20 protein-coding genes are annotated in these 17,994 nt (G+C 35.4%); 13 read left to right on the top strand and 7 right to left on the bottom strand.

Going from position 1 to position 17,994, the window contains the following annotated elements; genetic code table 11:
- Positions 1-81: 81 nt before the first annotated feature.
- Complete coding sequence (locus tag A9G28_RS09920) at positions 82-411, bottom strand: hypothetical protein (protein WP_065580570.1); 330 nt, start codon at positions 409-411, stop codon at positions 82-84.
- A 513-nt stretch (positions 412-924) separates the two neighbouring features.
- Complete coding sequence (locus tag A9G28_RS09915) at positions 925-1,500, bottom strand: TetR/AcrR family transcriptional regulator (RefSeq protein ID WP_065580569.1); 576 nt, start codon at positions 1,498-1,500, stop codon at positions 925-927.
- Between the two features lie 113 nt (positions 1,501-1,613).
- On the opposite strand from A9G28_RS09915, the gene A9G28_RS09910 reads away from it, so the two are divergent.
- A complete protein-coding gene (locus A9G28_RS09910) occupies positions 1,614-2,150 on the top strand; it encodes an HPP family protein (RefSeq protein WP_065580568.1) in 537 nt (178 codons plus the stop codon).
- A gap of 540 nt (positions 2,151-2,690) precedes the next feature.
- On the top strand, positions 2,691-3,341 hold the full coding sequence (locus tag A9G28_RS09905) for a DUF421 domain-containing protein (protein ID WP_065567590.1): 651 nt from the start codon (positions 2,691-2,693) through the stop codon (positions 3,339-3,341).
- A gap of 68 nt (positions 3,342-3,409) precedes the next feature.
- On the opposite strand, the gene A9G28_RS09900 is transcribed toward A9G28_RS09905, so the two are convergent.
- The gene (locus A9G28_RS09900; protein ID WP_065580567.1) at positions 3,410-3,682 is read right to left on the bottom strand and encodes a DksA/TraR family C4-type zinc finger protein; all 273 of its coding nucleotides are present in this window, start codon (positions 3,680-3,682) and stop codon (positions 3,410-3,412) included.
- A gap of 155 nt (positions 3,683-3,837) precedes the next feature.
- Here A9G28_RS09900 and msrA point away from each other — a divergent pair, with 155 nt between their 5' ends.
- The 3 genes from msrA to msrB are packed head-to-tail and all read left to right on the top strand — an operon-like array spanning position 3,838 to position 5,402.
- Positions 3,838-4,371 carry a peptide-methionine (S)-S-oxide reductase MsrA gene (msrA, locus tag A9G28_RS09895; RefSeq protein ID WP_065580566.1) on the top strand — a complete coding sequence of 178 codons (534 nt, stop codon included), beginning with the start codon at positions 3,838-3,840 and terminating at the stop codon, positions 4,369-4,371.
- 15 nt (positions 4,372-4,386) lie between these two features.
- Positions 4,387-4,908, top strand: a complete 522-nt coding sequence (locus A9G28_RS09890; RefSeq protein ID WP_065580565.1) for a cytochrome b — start codon at positions 4,387-4,389, stop codon at positions 4,906-4,908.
- 53 nt (positions 4,909-4,961) lie between these two features.
- The gene (msrB, locus tag A9G28_RS09885) at positions 4,962-5,402 is read left to right on the top strand and encodes a peptide-methionine (R)-S-oxide reductase MsrB (RefSeq protein ID WP_065580564.1); all 441 of its coding nucleotides are present in this window, start codon (positions 4,962-4,964) and stop codon (positions 5,400-5,402) included.
- An 85-nt stretch (positions 5,403-5,487) separates the two neighbouring features.
- Here msrB and lptG read toward each other — a convergent pair whose 3' ends face one another.
- Positions 5,488-6,552, bottom strand: coding sequence for an LPS export ABC transporter permease LptG (gene lptG / locus A9G28_RS09880; protein ID WP_065580563.1), 1,065 nt, complete (start codon positions 6,550-6,552; stop codon positions 5,488-5,490).
- Between the two features lie 10 nt (positions 6,553-6,562).
- A complete protein-coding gene (gene lptF, locus A9G28_RS09875; protein WP_065580562.1) occupies positions 6,563-7,666 on the bottom strand; it encodes an LPS export ABC transporter permease LptF in 1,104 nt (367 codons plus the stop codon).
- A 137-nt stretch (positions 7,667-7,803) separates the two neighbouring features.
- On the opposite strand from lptF, the gene A9G28_RS09870 reads away from it, so the two are divergent.
- The 6 genes from A9G28_RS09870 (at position 7,804) to ruvB (ending at position 14,696) form a co-directional block, all read left to right on the top strand.
- The gene (locus tag A9G28_RS09870) at positions 7,804-9,285 is read left to right on the top strand and encodes a leucyl aminopeptidase (RefSeq protein ID WP_065580561.1); all 1,482 of its coding nucleotides are present in this window, start codon (positions 7,804-7,806) and stop codon (positions 9,283-9,285) included.
- 16 nt (positions 9,286-9,301) lie between these two features.
- Complete coding sequence (locus A9G28_RS09865) at positions 9,302-9,757, top strand: DNA polymerase III subunit chi (RefSeq protein WP_065580560.1); 456 nt, start codon at positions 9,302-9,304, stop codon at positions 9,755-9,757.
- A gap of 645 nt (positions 9,758-10,402) precedes the next feature.
- Entirely contained in the window at positions 10,403-12,529 is a 2,127-nt protein-coding gene (gene dnaX, locus A9G28_RS09860; RefSeq protein ID WP_065580579.1) for a DNA polymerase III subunit gamma/tau, read from the top strand.
- Between the two features lie 31 nt (positions 12,530-12,560).
- Complete coding sequence (locus tag A9G28_RS09855; RefSeq protein ID WP_065567582.1) at positions 12,561-12,899, top strand: YbaB/EbfC family nucleoid-associated protein; 339 nt, start codon at positions 12,561-12,563, stop codon at positions 12,897-12,899.
- A gap of 170 nt (positions 12,900-13,069) precedes the next feature.
- Positions 13,070-13,678, top strand: a complete 609-nt coding sequence (gene ruvA, locus A9G28_RS09850) for a Holliday junction branch migration protein RuvA (RefSeq protein WP_065580559.1) — start codon at positions 13,070-13,072, stop codon at positions 13,676-13,678.
- Positions 13,679-13,691: 13 nt separating this feature from the next.
- Positions 13,692-14,696, top strand: coding sequence for a Holliday junction branch migration DNA helicase RuvB (ruvB, locus tag A9G28_RS09845; RefSeq protein ID WP_065580558.1), 1,005 nt, complete (start codon positions 13,692-13,694; stop codon positions 14,694-14,696).
- 90 nt (positions 14,697-14,786) lie between these two features.
- On the opposite strand, the gene cysK is transcribed toward ruvB, so the two are convergent.
- Together cysK and A9G28_RS09835 are read right to left on the bottom strand one after the other, a co-directional pair.
- Entirely contained in the window at positions 14,787-15,752 is a 966-nt protein-coding gene (gene cysK / locus A9G28_RS09840) for a cysteine synthase A (protein ID WP_065580557.1), read from the bottom strand.
- 612 nt (positions 15,753-16,364) lie between these two features.
- The gene (locus tag A9G28_RS09835) at positions 16,365-16,910 is read right to left on the bottom strand and encodes an RNA 2'-phosphotransferase (RefSeq protein WP_065567578.1); all 546 of its coding nucleotides are present in this window, start codon (positions 16,908-16,910) and stop codon (positions 16,365-16,367) included.
- A gap of 535 nt (positions 16,911-17,445) precedes the next feature.
- Here A9G28_RS09835 and A9G28_RS09830 point away from each other — a divergent pair.
- Together A9G28_RS09830 and A9G28_RS09825 are read left to right on the top strand one after the other, a co-directional pair.
- Entirely contained in the window at positions 17,446-17,664 is a 219-nt protein-coding gene (locus A9G28_RS09830; protein ID WP_065567577.1) for a DUF7710 domain-containing protein, read from the top strand.
- Between the two features lie 139 nt (positions 17,665-17,803).
- On the top strand, positions 17,804-17,994 hold a 191-nt coding region (locus A9G28_RS09825; protein WP_218057365.1), incomplete at its 3' end, for a hypothetical protein.

Here is a 17,994-nt window from a genome sequence, read left to right as displayed (position 1 = left end):
GATCCTACAACCATTAAATGATATCGATTTCTAAATATTTTTTACAACTATCGCACAATAAATTTATATAAGCTTTTTTCATTAGATTAAGGTATTCGACATTTCTTTTAAAAATATATTTGAATATGAGCTTAAGTTATCTTGGTTTTTCCCAAATGGATGCCTTTTTCCTAATTTAATTAACCAACGACTAAATTGATTTAAATAGGCTTTATTATCAGCATTAACTTCAAATATTGCCGAATCACAATAAGATTCGACTAATAAATCTAGCAATTGTAAAAAATCCTCATCATTTTTTAATATTTCTTCAGTTTTTAGTAGTTGAAGAGAATTCATCAAATTTATTATTTCAGGTAACGTTAAAATAGTTGGGCCATTTCTTATATTAGTCAATATTTCTTGAATCATTTTTATTTACCTAAAATTAACATGTAGAATTTATTAAAATATATAATAACTCATGCTTACTGTTTTAAATTCACATTTTCAGCGAGTTGTGTAGAAATTTTTATCAAAAAACATGATACGGATGATAACAGGTAATCATTACCTGTTTGCCCAAATAGGTGCTTAAATATGAAGTGATTACGTTCTTTCGCATTTGAGTGCCCGTAGTGATCATTATATTATTGTGCTTATTCTTAACCCTTGAGCACTTAATCCCTAAGCGATAGCTAAAACTATGGGGCTAATTAAGGCTAATTGCCCAAAAAGATAGCTCATGCAAGGTGGCTCAGTAAGATTAACGTTGGTGATGATCAAGCGCTTTAATGAGTAAAAAAACACAAAAGCGCTTCTATAAAAGCAAAAAACGAATTTATATTGAAACACGACCTACCTGAAAGTTTGGATAAAATTCCTAATTATAATCAATACAAATTCATTACTTTTTCTAGATACTTAATAATGCATTATTTTTAATTAATCTTTCTTAAATACTAAGGCGTTATTTAGTAATTCTAGCACGAGGTTAAGCGTGTCTTGTAGAATTTGTTGATGCAGGTTTGGCTTATTTTTGTATACCACACTAATATTGGCAAGCCCTTCAAGTATTACCATTAGTTTATTTGTTAAAGATGCCTTATTGGGGTAATTTTCAAGCTTATAAAAAATAAGATTTCGAATAAATTCTTTATGCTCTACCACAATATCAGATATGCATGATGAATCTTCTGGTATTTCTTCCATTGCACGGATAAACAAGCAGCCGTTAAAGTTTTCTTCGCAATACCACTTTTCATGCCATTCAAAAATCTTCATAATAGCTTCTGTTCCATTAAGGTTGAAGATAGCTTCGTTAAGTTTTGCTTTAAACCTCAAATCTCTTTGCTTTAATACTTCAAGTATCAATTTATCTTTACTGCCAAAATTATTGTATAAGGTTGTTTTAGAGCATCCTGATTTATCTCTTATCTCATCGACGCCAGCATTAGCAAAACCACTTCGATAAAACAGCGCTTCAGCCGTTTCCATTATTCGTTTGTATGTTTTTTTCAAAATAAATTACCTGAAATAAATTGCAAGGTGTACTGATCTGTACTACTATTAATTTTGTACAGATCGGTACAGTTTTATTTAATCATTATTATAACCAAACAGGACAATAGCGAATGAAATTCTTTTTTTTCGATGGCGAAAAACTACCAAGTAGACCCAAATTACTGGACTTAACACAGGGGGTGTTAGGCGGCTTTTTGGCAATTTTAACATTAGTATATTTGACAATATACTCTGGTAGCTATTTTATAATGGCTCCGTTTGGCGCTTCTTGTGTAATTTTATTTGCAGTTTCTCAATCTCCTTTGGCGCAGCCTAGAAATGTGATCTTTGGGCATCTTATCTCAGCGTTTATTGGGTTGCTGTTTTTAAAGTTGCTTGGTGATTCAGTATTCGTTATCGCTTTCTCTGTGGGATGTGCTATTGCTGCTATGCAGTTTTTGCGATGCGTGCATCCACCAGCAGGCGCTAATCCGCTAGTTATATTGTTAACAGCAAATCAAATTAATTATGATTTTAGCTTTTTGCTGTTTCCCGTGTTATCAGGCTCTATCGCATTAGTTATCATTGCGTACATTGTCAATAATCTTATCGGAAAAAGCAAGTGGCCAATCTATTGGTTTGCGCTCTTTCGTAATAAAAAATTATAGATAAATTTCCAATAAAAACGCGACTAATATTATTTTTATTGGAAATAATATAATTGTTTTTTCTCAAACCTGCTTGCAAATGGATGCAAAGATTTACAGTTAATATTGCAGTTAATTTAACGGTTAAGATTCTAAAGGAAGGTAATACGATAGTCGTTGTTGCTTTAGTGTATTGAGTAATAATCTAAAGCAATTTCGAGTTGGTTTTATGTCATCATTAATGGTATTTTATCACCACAATCATTATTGTTTTTCATTGTTGTAATTTTTAACTAATATTGCATAATAGAAATAAGTTATCACAATCAAAGCAATAATCTTATAAATTATTTAAATTTTAGAGTACAATAATAGTTACTTATCTTAATGATCATGTCTTATTTTGGTTTTTGCTCATAAAATAAATGTGAGTTGATTGTCAATTACACAAAAGTTACACCGATTTTTATATAAATTGTTACCTGTTCCAATTTGGAAGTTTTGTTCAATTCTGTATTTGGAATTGTAGTTCAACATATTATGTTAGCTGGGAGAAAGGAAATGTATTTATTAGAAATGGCACCAAAATTTTTGTTAGCACTAGTTATTTTACTTATTTACGTCAAGTTATCAGGTAAAAGTCAAATTGCACCAATGTCACAGCTTGATCAGGTCGGTAGTATGGTTATTGGTGCGCTCGTTGGGGGAGCGTTGCTGAGCCCAACGGTATCACCATGGGAGGCAGCGGGGTTAGTTGCTATTTGGGCTGGCTTGCTTGTTTTGATCCGATTTATCAAATCTAAAAATTCACGTCTACGAGATGCTATAGATGGTGAGCCTATTCAATTAGTTAAAAATGGTCATTTAATCACAGATAATTTTGTTAAAGCTAATTTGCCAGTAAGAGATTTTGAAACCTTAGTTAATATACAAGGCATAGCTTCGTTTGATGAGTTAAAAGAAGTTTGGTACGAGTTAAACGGTTCTTTAACCATTATCAAACAAGGTGATAAAGATATTGCCCTGCTTATTATTGAAAATGGCGGTATTAGTCATGATAATCTTGAGCAACTCAAAAAAGATGAAGATTGGGTTAAACGTGAAATTTCAAGGCAAGGATATGAAAAAATAGAAGATATTTTTTGTGCTGAGTGGTTTGATAATAAGTTAATTATTTATCCTTATGATGCAGTTCGTGAAGGTAAAAAATAAACATTACTTGTATTTTAGGGTGGCGCAATCCACCCTTTCTTGCTGATTTATTTTGGCTTTTGTTGTGATTAGCGCAGTTGACTATCTTTACTGCCTCGGCGATTATATAAACTTGATGCTTTAGCAATTCGCTTGTCGATTTCTTGTTGGCAAGTCAAACAATATTGTACGCCGGGTAATGCTATTTTTCTGGCTTCAGCGATAGGGTCGCCACACTCAATGCAAAAGTGAGCGCTAATTGTACCGTAATTGAGTTGTCGCCTTGCGTTTTCTATAGCATCGGCAATAGTACCTTCGATTTGTTGGTTAACAGCATCGTCAGATGCCCATCCACTTGCCATAAAAGTAGCCTCCTATAACTGAAATAGTAGGGTAATGACATGGTGTTTTTTTGGGCTGTTTCAAGTAATTTAGGGCGTTAATTACCCAAAAATTATGTTATTGACTACAGCGGTGCGCGTATTTAATTTAACATTATCAAAATGTGGAGGTTTTTATGCAACAATATGAACAAGCAACATTTGCTGGTGGTTGTTTTTGGTGTATGGTAAAACCCTTTGATAAGTATGAGGGCGTGATCAATGTTGTATCGGGTTATACAGGTGGGCATGTAATTAATCCAACCTATCAACAAGTCTGTTCAGGCACAACAGGGCATACTGAAGCCGTGCAAATTACGTTTGATCCGAAAGTTATCAGCTATAAAAAATTGCTAGAAATTTTTTGGCAACAAATTGATCCCACTGATTCTCAGGGACAATTTGCCGATCGGGGCGATTCTTATCGTCCTGTAATTTTTTATCATAATGAATATCAACATAAACAAGCGCTGGCCTCTAAACAAGCATTACAAGCCAGCGGGAAATTTGATAAACCAATTGGTGTTGCCATTGAGCCTGCTGTGAGTTTTTATGTAGCTGAAGACTACCACCAAAATTATTACACTAAACAACCGCAACGCTATAACCAATATTATCAACTATCAGGGCGCTCTCATTTTTTGGCTCGACATTGGCAAAAACACAAATAAAAGGATGAGTTAATAATGCAAAATTATCCGCACTATGGCCGTAAACAAAAATGGGTTCATTGGCTAACTTTTACCTTGGTTTTGCTCACGTTTTTAGTGGTTATATTTAAGGGGGTATTGTCAAACTATTTGGGGGGTATGCCGGTTATTTACTTATTGCATAAATCTTTGGGTATATTGATTTTTGTCTTAACATTGTGGCGCTTTGTGTTAATAAAGCGCGATGGTGTACCAGATGTTTTATCCAAAGATCATAAATTACAGCGAGTCTTGTCAAAATCAACGCAAGGATTTATCTACATTTTATTGATTATTGTGCCACTCTCTGGTTACTTGATGAGTTGTTATCCGTTGAATTTTTTGGGTATCATCTCTATACCTGCTGTTGATTTGCCAAATCAGGCTTATCAAATATTTCATAGCGTTCATCAAGCCAGTTCATATTTACTTGGTATTTTACTTATCATACATATAGCTGGCGCTTTATATCATTATTTTGTAATTAAAGATAAAGTATTGCAATCGATGTTAAACTGATGTTAACCGACATTAATTAAAACAAGTAACTTTAAACTACGAGAAGGTGATTTATGAATAAAAACATGAAAGAAAAAGCGCTATCCATATTAACACCTATGCAATATTATGTTACCCAACAAAATGGTACAGAGCCACCGTTTGATAATGAATTTAATGCCAATCATCGTGAAGGATTATATGTCGATATAGTATCTGGTGAACCACTATTTACCTCGTTAGATAAATTTGATTCAGGCTGTGGCTGGCCTAGCTTTGCTAAGCCAATAGATAAAAGTAGTATTATTGAAAAAAAAGATACCAGTTTTGCTATGCGTCGCACCGAAGTGCGATCAGCGAATGCCGACTCTCATCTTGGACATGTTTTTACTGATGGTCCAAAAGAGCTAGGTGGGTTACGCTACTGTATTAATTCGGCTGCTTTACGATTTATACCTAAAGATGAATTAGAATATGCTGGTTATGGGCAGTACATAAAGCTATTTGATAAATAATAAATAACAGTCGATAAAATAGAACTTATAAAATAACAACCCTATCATCTAACAAGATGATAGGGTTGATAAAATCTTTGCAAGCTTAGTTGTTTCGTTTAAATAAAATATAACTAATTAACAAAAATACAACACTGGTTATCAACGATCCAACGATGGGATAAATTCCAATAACAATACTCACTTGTGCAAATAAATTATCAGCAATATAAAATAAGAAACCGAAGCTAATACCAATTACTATACGAATGCCCATCGATACGCTACGTAATGGACCAAAAATAAATGACAATGCGAGCAACATCATCACAGCAACAGAAACGGGTTTGATAATCTTTTTCCAAAATAGCAAATCATAATACTTGGTATCTTGCCCTGAGCTTTTAAGAAATTGCGAATATTGATAAAGTCCAGAAGCTGACAATGAGTCAGGATCAAATGCGACAATACTTAATTTATCTGGAGTAATGTTTGTTTTCCAAGGGATGGATACCATATTGACTCCTACCACTTTATTGAGCGCTGTTAGATCATTTTTTTCCACTTGCGATAAAGTCCAACTGTCATTTTCATATACGCCATAAGCAGCATGGGTGATGGATAGCAATTTATTTTGATCAACCGAATAAATATAAACATTAGATATTGAATTATCGTTATTCACCTGTCCAATAAATACATAATCATTACCGTCTTTAGCCCAAAGGCTGCCTTGCTGTGCCATTAAGGTATTACCATAAAGCTTTTCAGAGCGCATATTGCGTGCAGTCTGCTCGCTAATAGGAGCAATCCATTCTCCAACTGCCATTGTAATTAATACGAGCGGTAATGCTGTTTTCATAACCGCAAGGGCAATTTTGAAACGACTAAAGCCTGACGTTTCCATCACAATTAGTTCACTGCGTGATGCCAATAAGCCTAAACCAATTAAAGCCCCCAATAATGCAGCCATAGGAAAGAAAACTTCTAAGTCTTTTGGCGCCATTAAAAAGGTATAAACACCAACAGAAAACGCATCATAATCAACTTTTATTTTTCGAAGTTGATCTATAAAACGAATAATACCCGACAGACTAATCAGCAGAAAAAGGCTAACACCAATGGTACTTAAAATAGTTTTACCAATATAACGATCTAAAATCGAAAACACACTTTTCTCCTTAAGATACCGAATATTTCAAGCGAAGTTTACGCATAAATAGATTATCCCAACAATTTAAAATGAGTGCCAATACAAAATATCCTAAATTCAACGTATAAAACCACAATTCAGGATCTAATCGGCCTTTCCCTGCATTAGCCTTAATTGAACTAGCTGACAGAAAATAAACCAAATAAAGCAGTAACGCTGGAAAAACTTGAGCTAGGCGCCCTTGGCGTGGGTTAGATACGCTCAGAGGAATAACTAAAAATGCCATCAAAGGCACCGAAATAATCAATGTTATTCGCCAATAAAATTCTGCATTGGCTTTAGGGGTATTAAGATTTGTAAGTTCAGACAATCCCAACTGTTGAACATTGGTTTTATCGACCCCTTCAGTAATATTGAGTTCTTTGGGTTTAATGATACCTAAATAATTATGAAAGTTTGAGATCCGAAAATCTTTTAATTGCGCTGTGCCTTCATAACGGTTGGCATTTTCAAGCTTAATGATTTGATTGCCTTCATCATCATGACCTGTTTTACCCTTATTGGCAAGAATGATCGATGGTCGTTGATTGGCTTTGGGATTGATTTGCGCAATAAATACGTTTTCTAGGTTATTATTATCAACATTACCAATATAAATCACTGAATTACCATCTGGCGTTTGTTGAAATTGACCCGCTAATAACCCCGCTAAACTCGGGTTTATTTTCGCATTTGCAAGTAGCTGATCTTGCTTAACGTTAGACCAAGGACCAAACCAAAGTGCATTCAGCGCTGTCAATATGCAGGTTAGAATGCAGAGGAAAAGCACCACTTGATAAGTTAAATTCTTTTTAATGCCACAAGCATACATAGCGACCATTTCACTGTCAGAATAAAGTCGTCCAAAGACAACAAGTACGCCTAAAAAAAGACTTAGCGGTAAAATAAGATCAGCCATATTTGACACGCCCAAAACTAATAATGGCATAATTAATTCTCGGGGGATCGAACCATCAATAGCGCTTGACAGAATTCTGATTAATTTTTGAGAAAAGAAAATCAGCAATAAAATAAATAGAATTGCTCCTTGGGTTTTCAATGTCTCTTTAACTAAATATCGACGAATTATCACAACTTACCTATATATGTTGGCGTAAAATCTGACTATTATAATCTGATTTGAGCGCTTTTAGTTATCTTTTTGTTGCTATCCAATAACGAAGCGATAGAATATTCATTATCTTTATCAATTCATAAACGAGAAACACCATGGAATTTCAAATAAAAAATAGTGCTATTATCACCAAGCAAAAAGCAGAGTGTTTAGTTATTTCAATTGCTTCAGGAAAAAATCAATCCGATTTTGTTAAAGATATTGACAACTCAACCCATGGTTTAGTTAGCCAACTCATTAAATCGGGTGACATAAGCAGTGAGTTGGGTAGAACTACGTTACTCTATGCCAACAGCAACAATTTAAAACAAAAACTGTTATTTGTCGGTTGTGATAAAGCCAAAAATTTTGATTTGTCACAAGCCAAAAAGGTGATTCAAGCAGTCATAAAAGAAGTTCTTGCCAAAAAAATCAAAAATATTGCATGGGATTTGTTAACAATTAATCAAGCCAATAGTGCTCAAATCGCTAAACAATTACCGCAAATTGTTAGCGATATTACTTATCAATTTGATGAATTTAAAACGACTAAAGCGCCTGTACCAAGTTTAACTAATGTGACATTATTCACTCACAACGAAAATGAGTTACCACAGTTAGCTAGTAATTTGTTACAAGGTCAAATTATTGCTGATGCGATTGCCACAACAAAAAACATTGCCAATATGCCATCAAACGTTTGTAACGCAAAATACTTAGCCGATCAAGGTAAACAACTAGGCAAATTACACTCGTCATTAAAGGTCACTTGCCTTGGCGAAGATGAGTTGGCAAAATTAAGCATGAATGCTTATTTAGCCGTCGGGCGTGGTTCAGAAAATGAATCAATTATGACCATTATTGAATATGCAGGAGCAAAAGACAAACAAGCCAAACCGTATGTATTAGTCGGCAAAGGGCTTACTTTTGATTCTGGTGGCATATCTATCAAACCATCGGCAGGTATGGATGAAATGAAATATGATATGTGTGGTGCAGCGACGGTTTATGGCGTTATGCAAGCTGTAGCCGAATTAAAATTACCAATTAATGTCGTAGGTATTATGGCAGGTTGCGAAAATATGCCAGATGGAAACAGTTATCGGCCTGGTGATATATTAACGACAATGTCTGGTACCACTGTTGAAGTAATTAACACCGATGCTGAAGGTCGTTTAGTGTTATGTGATGCTTTAACTTATGTTGAACGTTATAATCCAAAAGCGGTTATTGATATTGCTACCTTAACGGGAGCTTGTATTGTTGCATTGGGGCATCACTATACAGGCGTAATGGGCAATAATGATCAATTGATAGCACAACTTGTTTCCGCCTCTCAAAAAGCAGGTGACAAAGCATGGGCACTACCGATTGATAATGACTTCCAAGAACAAATTAAATCTACATGTGCCGATATTGTGAATGCTGGTGGTCGAGATGGGGGCACCATTACTGCTGCATGCTTTTTATCACGCTTTACCGAAAAATATCAATGGGCGCATTTAGATATTGCCGGCACAGCATGGAGCTCAGGTGCAAAAAAAGGTGCAACAGGACGCCCTGTGGCGATGTTGATTCAATACTTACTAGACCAATAAATTGAGCGTTGATCTAATGAAAAAAGTCATCTTCTACTTACTTGAAAACCAAACACAAGCCGACGAATCGGGCATTTTGTTTTTTGAGAAGTTAGCATGTCAAAAAATTGTTGAAGCATGGCACGCGAATCAGCGCGTGCAAGTTGCTTGTCAAGATCAGGCTCAGGCCGAACGAATCGATGAATACCTTTGGCAACTGGAAACGGATAATTTTGTTCCTCATAATTTGGCTGGCGAAGGGATGAAAGGCGGATCGCCGGTTGAAATTAGTTGGCCACAAAAACGGAGTAGCGCAAGCCGTCAGTTGCTGATTAATTTACAAGAGCAGTTTCCCGAATTTGCTGGTGTCTATCGTGATATTATCGATTTTGTGCCAACCGATGAGCGACTAAAGTCGCTCGCAAGGGTTAGGTATAAGTTATATAAAGAGGCTGGCTTTAATCTTAAAACGATTCCGATAATTTGTGACTAAAAAAGTACCTTATTAATTTATTTTTGTTTTTTGCTCTCAATAAAAACTTCAATAAAATCAATATCTTTTCTGACAGTTTTTTGATGGCGATTAACAAGATACCGAACAATCGACAATCGTTTTAAACTTGTTTTATCAATTCATTAAAATTAATTACCATAACGAATTTAAATCGTTTATAAAAAGTTTTTTGCAAATCTCATCTGGTTTTTCTTTTGTTAAGCAAGGCGGTATGTTCTATTTTTTTAGTGTCACGCTCATTTCAATACTTAATAATAACTACCGGCAACTAGTGCAATGTTATATCGCTAGTTAACCTAAAAATAGATAAAACCCATCATTAATCTAAACGCCTTTTATGTCATAAAAGCGGGTATTAGTCAAAGTTAACAGCGTTAACTATTGTTGATGCTATTTGTTTAAGGCCGGAAATATACTAGCAATTGAGAAAAATTCGCAAATTGAATAAAAATATTAGGCGAAATGATTTTTACCGAAAATAATGACCACCGAAGTAAATAGTGCTTGAAAATGAAAAAGAGCACCTTGTGTAACCATTTTTATTATTGTCTGTTTAAAGACTATTTTGCCAGTTTATGGTATGATTAGCGCCAAATTCAATGGCAATAATGCGTTATGGTGATTATGAGTTATCAAGTTCTGGCACGCAAATGGCGACCAAAATCATTTTCCGAAGTTGTTGGGCAGCAACATGTCCTTAAAATTCTGTCTAATGCGCTTTCACTTGGACGCGTCCATCACGCTTATTTGTTTTCTGGTACTCGTGGTGTAGGTAAAACGTCGATTGCCCGTTTATTGGCTAAGGGTTTGAACTGCGAAACGGGTATAACAGCCACTCCTTGTGGTGTATGTGATAATTGTCGTGATATTGAGCTAGGTCGATTTGTTGACCTTTTAGAAATTGATGCCGCATCACGTACTAAAGTTGAAGATACACGTGAAATACTTGATAATATTCAATATTTGCCAACAAAAGGTCGATTTAAAGTTTATTTGATTGACGAAGTGCATATGTTGTCTCGCAGTAGTTTTAATGCGCTACTAAAAACTTTAGAAGAGCCTCCTGAGCATGTTAAGTTTTTATTAGCGACCACCGATCCGCAAAAATTACCCATTACGATATTATCACGTTGTTTGCATTTACATTTAAATGTGCTTGATACGGCTTTAATTAGCCAGCAACTTGAGCGTATTTTACAATTAGAACAAATCAGTAGTGATCCCAAAGCAATTAGCTTATTAGCAAAAGCAGCTAACGGCAGTATGCGTGATGCTTTGAGTTTGACTGATCAAGCGATTGCTCTTGGCAATGGTATCATTGATGCAAAATCAGTGGCAATAATGCTTGGCACACTTGATAAATCGATTCCATTTGCTCTTGTTGAGGCAATGCATAATGGTAATGGCAATGCCTTAATGCAACAGATTGAAGCGGCAGCTATGCAAGGTGCAAATTGGGATCATTTATTAGCTGAAACAATTACACTGTTGCACCAAATTGCTTTATTGCAAGTAGTACCAACGGCACTTGGTGATTATACTGATAATGAAGAGCGCATCCGTTTTTTAGCACAATCTATGGCGCCAAATGATGTACAACTTTTTTATCAAATTCTATTGATGGGGCGTAAAGAACTAAGTTTTGCACCTGATAAAAAAATTGGCGTGGAAATGAGCTTTTTACGTGCTTTAGCTTTTATACCAAAGTCGGTTGATGCTGTTACATCATCAGTAATGCTACGGACTGCAAGCAATACGCAGCAACCAGAGTCAATCCAAGCACAACCTAAGACTAATCAACAATCGCAAACACAACAACCTAAAAATAATGTTGAGCAGGTTACATCTCAACAACGTTCGTTACACGCAGTAACAAGTTCGAGTTTACCACCAAAGTTACAAACCGAAGAACAAAAAAAGAACGATTTAATGGCAGATGTAGTTCCTTTAAAAGCGGAACCAACTGCTGATGCAAAACCGAAAACGGTTGATTTAGCGATTCCTGATGATGCTCCGTCGGTGACTAAAAGCATTTTAGAAATGCGTATGCAGCTAATCAAAGAGGAACAAAGTTCAAAAAAGTCTGAATTGGTTGATGTAAATCAACCTAAAAAACGAGTCGTTAATGAGTCACTGACGCGAATTAAACAGAATATTCAGCAACCAGTAAATGAGGTTAGCGCAGATCCCCATAATACGGATCATGATGATAGTAAAGAAGAAATCACTGCTGAAAATTATCAATGGCAAGCTAGTGGTTTAATTGCTATGAAGGAAGAATTGGTTATTGATACTAAGGCCTTTCGTGAATCGCTTAACGGCGACAAAACCCCCGAAATGACCCAAAAACTGATTACAGAAATGGCGCAAAAAAATGCTTGGTGTGCCGAAATTGAGCAATTGAATTTGCCACCGTTGCTTAAACAAATTGTGGTTAATGCCGTTTTTCAACAAGTGGATGATAATACTATTGTGTTACGTGTGCGCTCGGCAGTTAAGCATTTAATTAATTCGGCAAATAACGTAGCTAAAGTGCAAAAGGCGCTTTGTGAACAACGTAAGCAAGAACTTGATGTAAAAATCATTATTGATGACAATCAAGATGATAAAACACCATTGGAAATGCGCGAAGCATTGTATCAACAAAAATTAGCACAAGCTAAAATAATCATTGCTGAAGATCCCAAAGTGGCAACAATTTGCCGATATTTTGACGCTAAGATTGATGAGACAAGTGTTCGTCCTGTATAATACAGCGATATTTTTTTAACGAGGAATAATTATGTTTTCAGGTGGAAAAGGTGGCTTGGGCAATTTAATGAAACAAGCCCAACAAATGCAAGCAAAAATGCAACAAGCGCAAGAAGAGATCGCCAAATTGGAAGTTACTGGCGAGTCTGGTGCCGGCTTAGTCAAAGTTACGATTAATGGTGCACACAGTTGTAAGCGTGTTGAAATTGATCCATCACTTATGGCTGATGATGATAAAGAAATGTTAGAAGATCTTATTGCTGCTGCTTATAATGATGCAGCGCGTCGTTTAGATACAGCACAGAAAGAACGTATGGCGCAAGTTACTGGCGGCATGCAATTACCGCCAGGTTTTAAAATGCCATTCTAAGATAACGCATTAATTTTGCGATTTATGTTGCCGACATAGTCAACAAATGTCGGCAATATTATTTTATTGCCTGTCTATTTATACAGTTTTTCTTTATTATTTTTTTGCTATCGGGTAAACTACGCTTAATTATTTGCTGATTTATTACGCTTTATTATTAAGGATATATTGTGATTGGTCGTTTACGAGGCACTATTATTGAAAAACAACCCCCAAAAGTACTGATTGAAGTTGGCGGTGTCGGTTATGATGTATTTATGCCGATGACCTGTTTTTATGAATTACCCGAAAATGGGCAAGAAGTTATTGTGTTAACCCATTTTGCAGTTCGTGAAGATGCTCAAGTATTGTATGGCTTTAATCAAGATCAAGAGCGTGAGCTATTTCGTGAGCTAATAAAAGTCAATGGAGTAGGACCTAAATTAGCGTTAGCCATTTTATCAGGTATGTCCGCAGGGCAATTTATTAGCGCTGTTGAGCAAGGTGAAATTAAAACCTTAGTAAAACTACCCGGTGTAGGTAACAAAACAGCTGAACGGTTAATTGTGGAAATGAAAGATCGCATTAAACGGTTTGGAGAACAATCATCAAGCGCTAGCACCGCTATTGAAACAAATAGTGTTCAAAAATCGGCTAATCAAATTGAAAGCGAGGCGGTTTCAGCTCTAATTGCACTTGGTTATAAACCGCAAGAAGCCAGTCGTATCATTAATAAAGTCATTAACCCAGATATGGATTGTGAAACACTGATTCGTGAAGCCTTAAAATCGGCATTGTAAATAGGGATTTATTATGATTGAAGCGGATCGTTTGATCGCCCCACAAGTACAAAAAGAAGAAGAATCGTTAGATCGTGCTATTCGCCCCAAATATTTGGGCGAATACATCGGCCAACCACAAGTGCGCGAACAAATGAAGATTTTTATTCAAGCAGCTAAACAACGTAGTGATGCGCTCGATCATGTGCTTATATTTGGTCCGCCTGGGCTTGGTAAAACCACGTTAGCTAACATTGTAGCGAACGAAATGAATGTTAATTTACGTACTACATCTGGTCCTGTTTTAGAAAAAGCGGGCGATTTAGCCGCTATGCTAACCAATTTAGAGCCTAACGATGTATTGTTTATTGATGAAATTCATCGCCTATCACCTGTAGTTGAAGAAATTTTATACCCAGCGATGGAAGATTACCAACTAGATATTATGATTGGCGAAGGGCCTGCGGCACGTTCGATCAAAATTGATCTTCCTCCCTTTACATTAATTGGTGCAACAACGCGAGCTGGTTCGTTGACTTCGCCACTGAGAGATCGCTTTGGTATTGTACAACGTCTTGAATTTTATCGTGTTGAGGATTTGGAATATATTGTTAGTCGCAGTGCCAAATTTTTAGGCATGGATCTGTCAGATGAAGGGGCTTATTTGATTGCCAAACGTTCACGTGGTACTCCTCGAATTGCTAATCGCCTTTTGCGTCGTGTGCGCGATTATGCTGATGTAAAGTCCAAAGGTGTTATCGATAAAAAAATCGCTACTCAAGCACTGGATATGCTTGATGTTGATAACGAAGGTTTTGATTATATGGATCGCAAATTATTGCTTACTATTATCGAAAAATTTATGGGTGGGCCTGTTGGCTTAGATAATATTGCGGCGGCAATTGGCGAAGAGCGCGAAACGATCGAAGACGTGCTTGAACCGTTTTTAATCCAACAAGGTTATATCCAAAGAACCCCTCGTGGCAGAATTGCAACGCCACATGCGTACCGCCATTTTGGCATTATTCAGGATAATTAGCCCAGTGTGTCAATAAATGTATATTAGCAAAAAGCGCAATGATTTGATGATTTGCGCTTTTTATTACGGATATTTTATTGCGATTTCAGCTTAACCAAGTTCTTTTTCGGTAAAAATACCACTAAATAAGTCAGTACTTAAATAGCGTTCGCCAGAAGAAGGCAAAATGACAACAATGGTTTTATTTGCATTTTCAGGTAATTTAGCTAAACGATCGGCTGCAAAAACCGCAGCACCAGACGATATGCCTGCTAAAATGCCTTCTTTTTCCATTAATATACGAGCGGTATCAATAGCATCTTCGTTAGAAACTTTTTCGACCAAATCGATTAAACTTAAATCTAGATTTTCAGGAATAAAACCAGCCCCAATACCCTGAATTTTATGCGGTCCTGGCTTGATTGATTCACCTGCTAGCGCCTGAGTAATTACGGGTGAATTAGTTGGCTCAACGGCGACTGCAGTAATATTTTTACCTTGCGTTTTTTTGATATAACGTGTTACACCAGTGAACGTACCACCAGTTCCAATACCAGCAACAAACACATCGATTTGACCATCGGTATCATTCCAAATTTCAGGACCAGTGGTTTTTTCGTGAATTTCAGGGTTAGCTGGGTTACTAAATTGTTGAAGCATGATATTTTTTTGTGGATTACTGGCAACAATTTCTTCGGCTTTATCAATGGCACCTTTCATACCTTTTGATGCTTCAGTCAATACTAAGTTGGCACCTAAAGCTTTTAACAGCTTTCTGCGTTCAATACTCATGCTTTCAGGCATAGTTAATGTTAGCTTATAACCACGAGCTGCAGCGACAGCCGCAAGTGCAATACCCGTATTACCGCTGGTCGGCTCAATTAATTCAACATCTGAAGTTAATAAACCACGCTTTTCCGCATCCCAAATCATATTCGATGCAATACGACACTTCACGCTAAAACTTGGATTACGTGATTCGACTTTAGCTAAAATATTACCATGACCAAAGTGTTTTAAACGAACAAGTGGGGTATGACCAATAGTTTGTGAATTATCATCAAATATTTTGCTCATTATCATTTCCTTATTTAGTCACAGTTAGATAGGCGACAGCCATCTATCTGGTTACTTAATCATATTCGCTATTATAAATCTATCTTAAAAAGATGGTACTAATTAATTAGTATAATGATATTCATTTAAGCTATAAGCGGGAAAATGGCTTTTTATCAAAAAGCTAAAAGCATATTTTGGTGCGAATAAAGGTTTAATAAAAATTCGATGCTAAAATAAAAATTAAATAAAATCAATGGTTTTTCTGAATGATTTTTAACTTGCCAACTTTAAAAAAACTAAGAAAAATTGAACAAGATTAATGGAAAAAGGATATCAAAATGGAGATAACTTATCAGAAAATAACGTTTTAATTTATTAAAATTAAAGTAGTAGGGTATTTAACCTGAAAGCCAAACAGGTTGGAGTCATTTATAAAATGAAGCTATGACCTTATCTTTGGTGCTAAAAAGTGTAGATACACCAAGCTATCTAGCCTTTTAAGGTATATAGCAAATAAGTTGAATGCATAATTTAGAACTTATCTATATTTTATTTAGTTGCAGTAGCCTTCGTTTGGTTAGGATCAAAATCAGCCCAATATAAAGCAAGGCAGGCTGAATTAGGGGCTATTTACTCAAACGTAAAAAAGGTATTAGGAACAGTATGGGTTAACCAAACACCATTATCAGCTAAATAGAACTTGAAGCCTTGTTGATGCATTAACAAAGCTTTTACTTTTAATACAATCGGTTTACCATGTCGTTTGCCTACAGCATTAGCTGTCTGTTCATCGAAAGATAAGTGAACATAATGGCGGTCACCTGCAATTAACCCTTGTTCTTTAATTGAATCAATAAAACGAGTTGCCGTCCCATGATACAAAAATTCTGGTGGGATTTGTTGTTGATATTTGATTTCAACCTGTTTAGTTGAATGTCCTTGTGCAGCACGAATTTTTAACCCATCTTCTGAAATTGTAAAACGTTTTTTATCGCTTGTTTTAACAACTTCTTCAATTAGATCTCTGGTAAGATATTCACCATGTTGATTAGCTTGCATAATTAGCGTTTCAATCTTAATCCACCCATTAGAATCTAAAGCTATACCTATAGCTTCAGGTTGATGTCTTAAAATGTAACTTAGAAATTTACTCGTTTTTTCTAGATTTTTGTTCATGCTTTACCCCTTAACTTTCTAAACTAGCACTTGAGGATATTTTTTAACATCTTTATATCAACAAGATAAATTCAATAATGACTTACTTTATTCTATTTCAATTAGCACAAAACATTCTAATTTATCTTTGCATCGCTTAAAATTTTTATTTGCTATTTTTACTCAGAATTAATGCTTGTCGTTCCACCATTTATAAAACATCAACACTTTGTTGTCGCAAGTTTTTTAAGTCACAATTAAGCGCAAATTAACGTTACAAAATAATAAAATATGGTTTTAAAAGACGGGTTAAAATTGAGAAAACGATAGAAGAGCGCCTAAAATAGCAAGCAAAGCCTTACAATACTTTTCTAGAACCATTTACAGAAAGTAGATAAACCGTTCTGTTGGTAAGCTGATTACAATATCAATATTTACCCTTTTTATTTTCATCATAGAGAAATTTTTCCTTTTTAACTATACTATTTTATAGGAAGATAGCTATTCAATCATTACTAAAGGGAAAAAGACCAAAATAGCTAATAAGGTGAAATGTATGAAAGAATATAGTTGGGTTTGGGTTTTTAAGAAAGACGGGGTATCAACGGTATCTGCTGTTTTTTCATCACTTGAAAATGCGGACAATTGGATAAAATTTAATAAATTAACGGGCATGTTAACTAAGATGCCAATAGATATTGGTGGTTATGATTGGTGTATTGAAAATAATGAGCCAATGCTTGAGCACTACCATTACCAAAAAGGTGTTAGATAATCGTCATGTTAAGGTTATTTAGGTCATTGTTATTTAGGAGATTGTTATTTGGGAGATTGCAATTTAAGCTATTATAGGCATTAGCAAATATGATAGCTAGTGTAAATATAGCTGGTGTAAATGTTGTAAGGAAAATAACATGCAAGAAGATCAACGTGTTGATAATATGTTGAACTGTGAAGTAAGGTTTTTAGCAACAACCGTTAATTGCTATACCGAAGATGAAGTGCTTATTATTGGGACGGGTAACGATCCTGTATCACCAAATCATTATTTGATTCTTTCTAGATTTGATGATGGTGAAGTAGATAAGTCAATAGGCATTCAAAC

The sequence above is a fragment of the Gilliamella sp. Fer1-1 genome, from assembly GCF_001690825.1.
Lineage (GTDB): Bacteria > Pseudomonadota > Gammaproteobacteria > Enterobacterales > Orbaceae > Gilliamella > Gilliamella apicola_C.
This window is presented reverse-complemented; position numbering and strand designations above follow the sequence as displayed.

Excerpts from the sequence above, each read along its gene's own strand:
- msrB (WP_065580564.1), top strand. The coding sequence starts at position 4,962 with ATGAATAAAAACATGAAAGAAAAAGCGCTATCCATATTAACACCTATG.
- A9G28_RS09905 (WP_065567590.1), top strand. The coding sequence starts at position 2,691 with ATGTATTTATTAGAAATGGCACCAAAATTTTTGTTAGCACTAGTTATT.
- A9G28_RS09890 (WP_065580565.1), top strand. The coding sequence starts at position 4,387 with ATGCAAAATTATCCGCACTATGGCCGTAAACAAAAATGGGTTCATTGG.
- A9G28_RS09920 (WP_065580570.1), bottom strand. The coding sequence starts at position 411 with ATGATTCAAGAAATATTGACTAATATAAGAAATGGCCCAACTATTTTA.
- A9G28_RS09855 (WP_065567582.1), top strand. The coding sequence starts at position 12,561 with ATGTTTTCAGGTGGAAAAGGTGGCTTGGGCAATTTAATGAAACAAGCC.
- dnaX (WP_065580579.1), top strand. The coding sequence starts at position 10,403 with ATGAGTTATCAAGTTCTGGCACGCAAATGGCGACCAAAATCATTTTCC.
- A9G28_RS09830 (WP_065567577.1), top strand. The coding sequence starts at position 17,446 with ATGAAAGAATATAGTTGGGTTTGGGTTTTTAAGAAAGACGGGGTATCA.
- cysK (WP_065580557.1), bottom strand. The coding sequence starts at position 15,752 with ATGAGCAAAATATTTGATGATAATTCACAAACTATTGGTCATACCCCA.
- A9G28_RS09870 (WP_065580561.1), top strand. The coding sequence starts at position 7,804 with ATGGAATTTCAAATAAAAAATAGTGCTATTATCACCAAGCAAAAAGCA.
- A9G28_RS09835 (WP_065567578.1), bottom strand. The coding sequence starts at position 16,910 with ATGAACAAAAATCTAGAAAAAACGAGTAAATTTCTAAGTTACATTTTA.
- A9G28_RS09900 (WP_065580567.1), bottom strand. The coding sequence starts at position 3,682 with ATGGCAAGTGGATGGGCATCTGACGATGCTGTTAACCAACAAATCGAA.
- A9G28_RS09910 (WP_065580568.1), top strand. The coding sequence starts at position 1,614 with ATGAAATTCTTTTTTTTCGATGGCGAAAAACTACCAAGTAGACCCAAA.
- msrA (WP_065580566.1), top strand. The coding sequence starts at position 3,838 with ATGCAACAATATGAACAAGCAACATTTGCTGGTGGTTGTTTTTGGTGT.
- ruvB (WP_065580558.1), top strand. The coding sequence starts at position 13,692 with ATGATTGAAGCGGATCGTTTGATCGCCCCACAAGTACAAAAAGAAGAA.
- A9G28_RS09865 (WP_065580560.1), top strand. The coding sequence starts at position 9,302 with ATGAAAAAAGTCATCTTCTACTTACTTGAAAACCAAACACAAGCCGAC.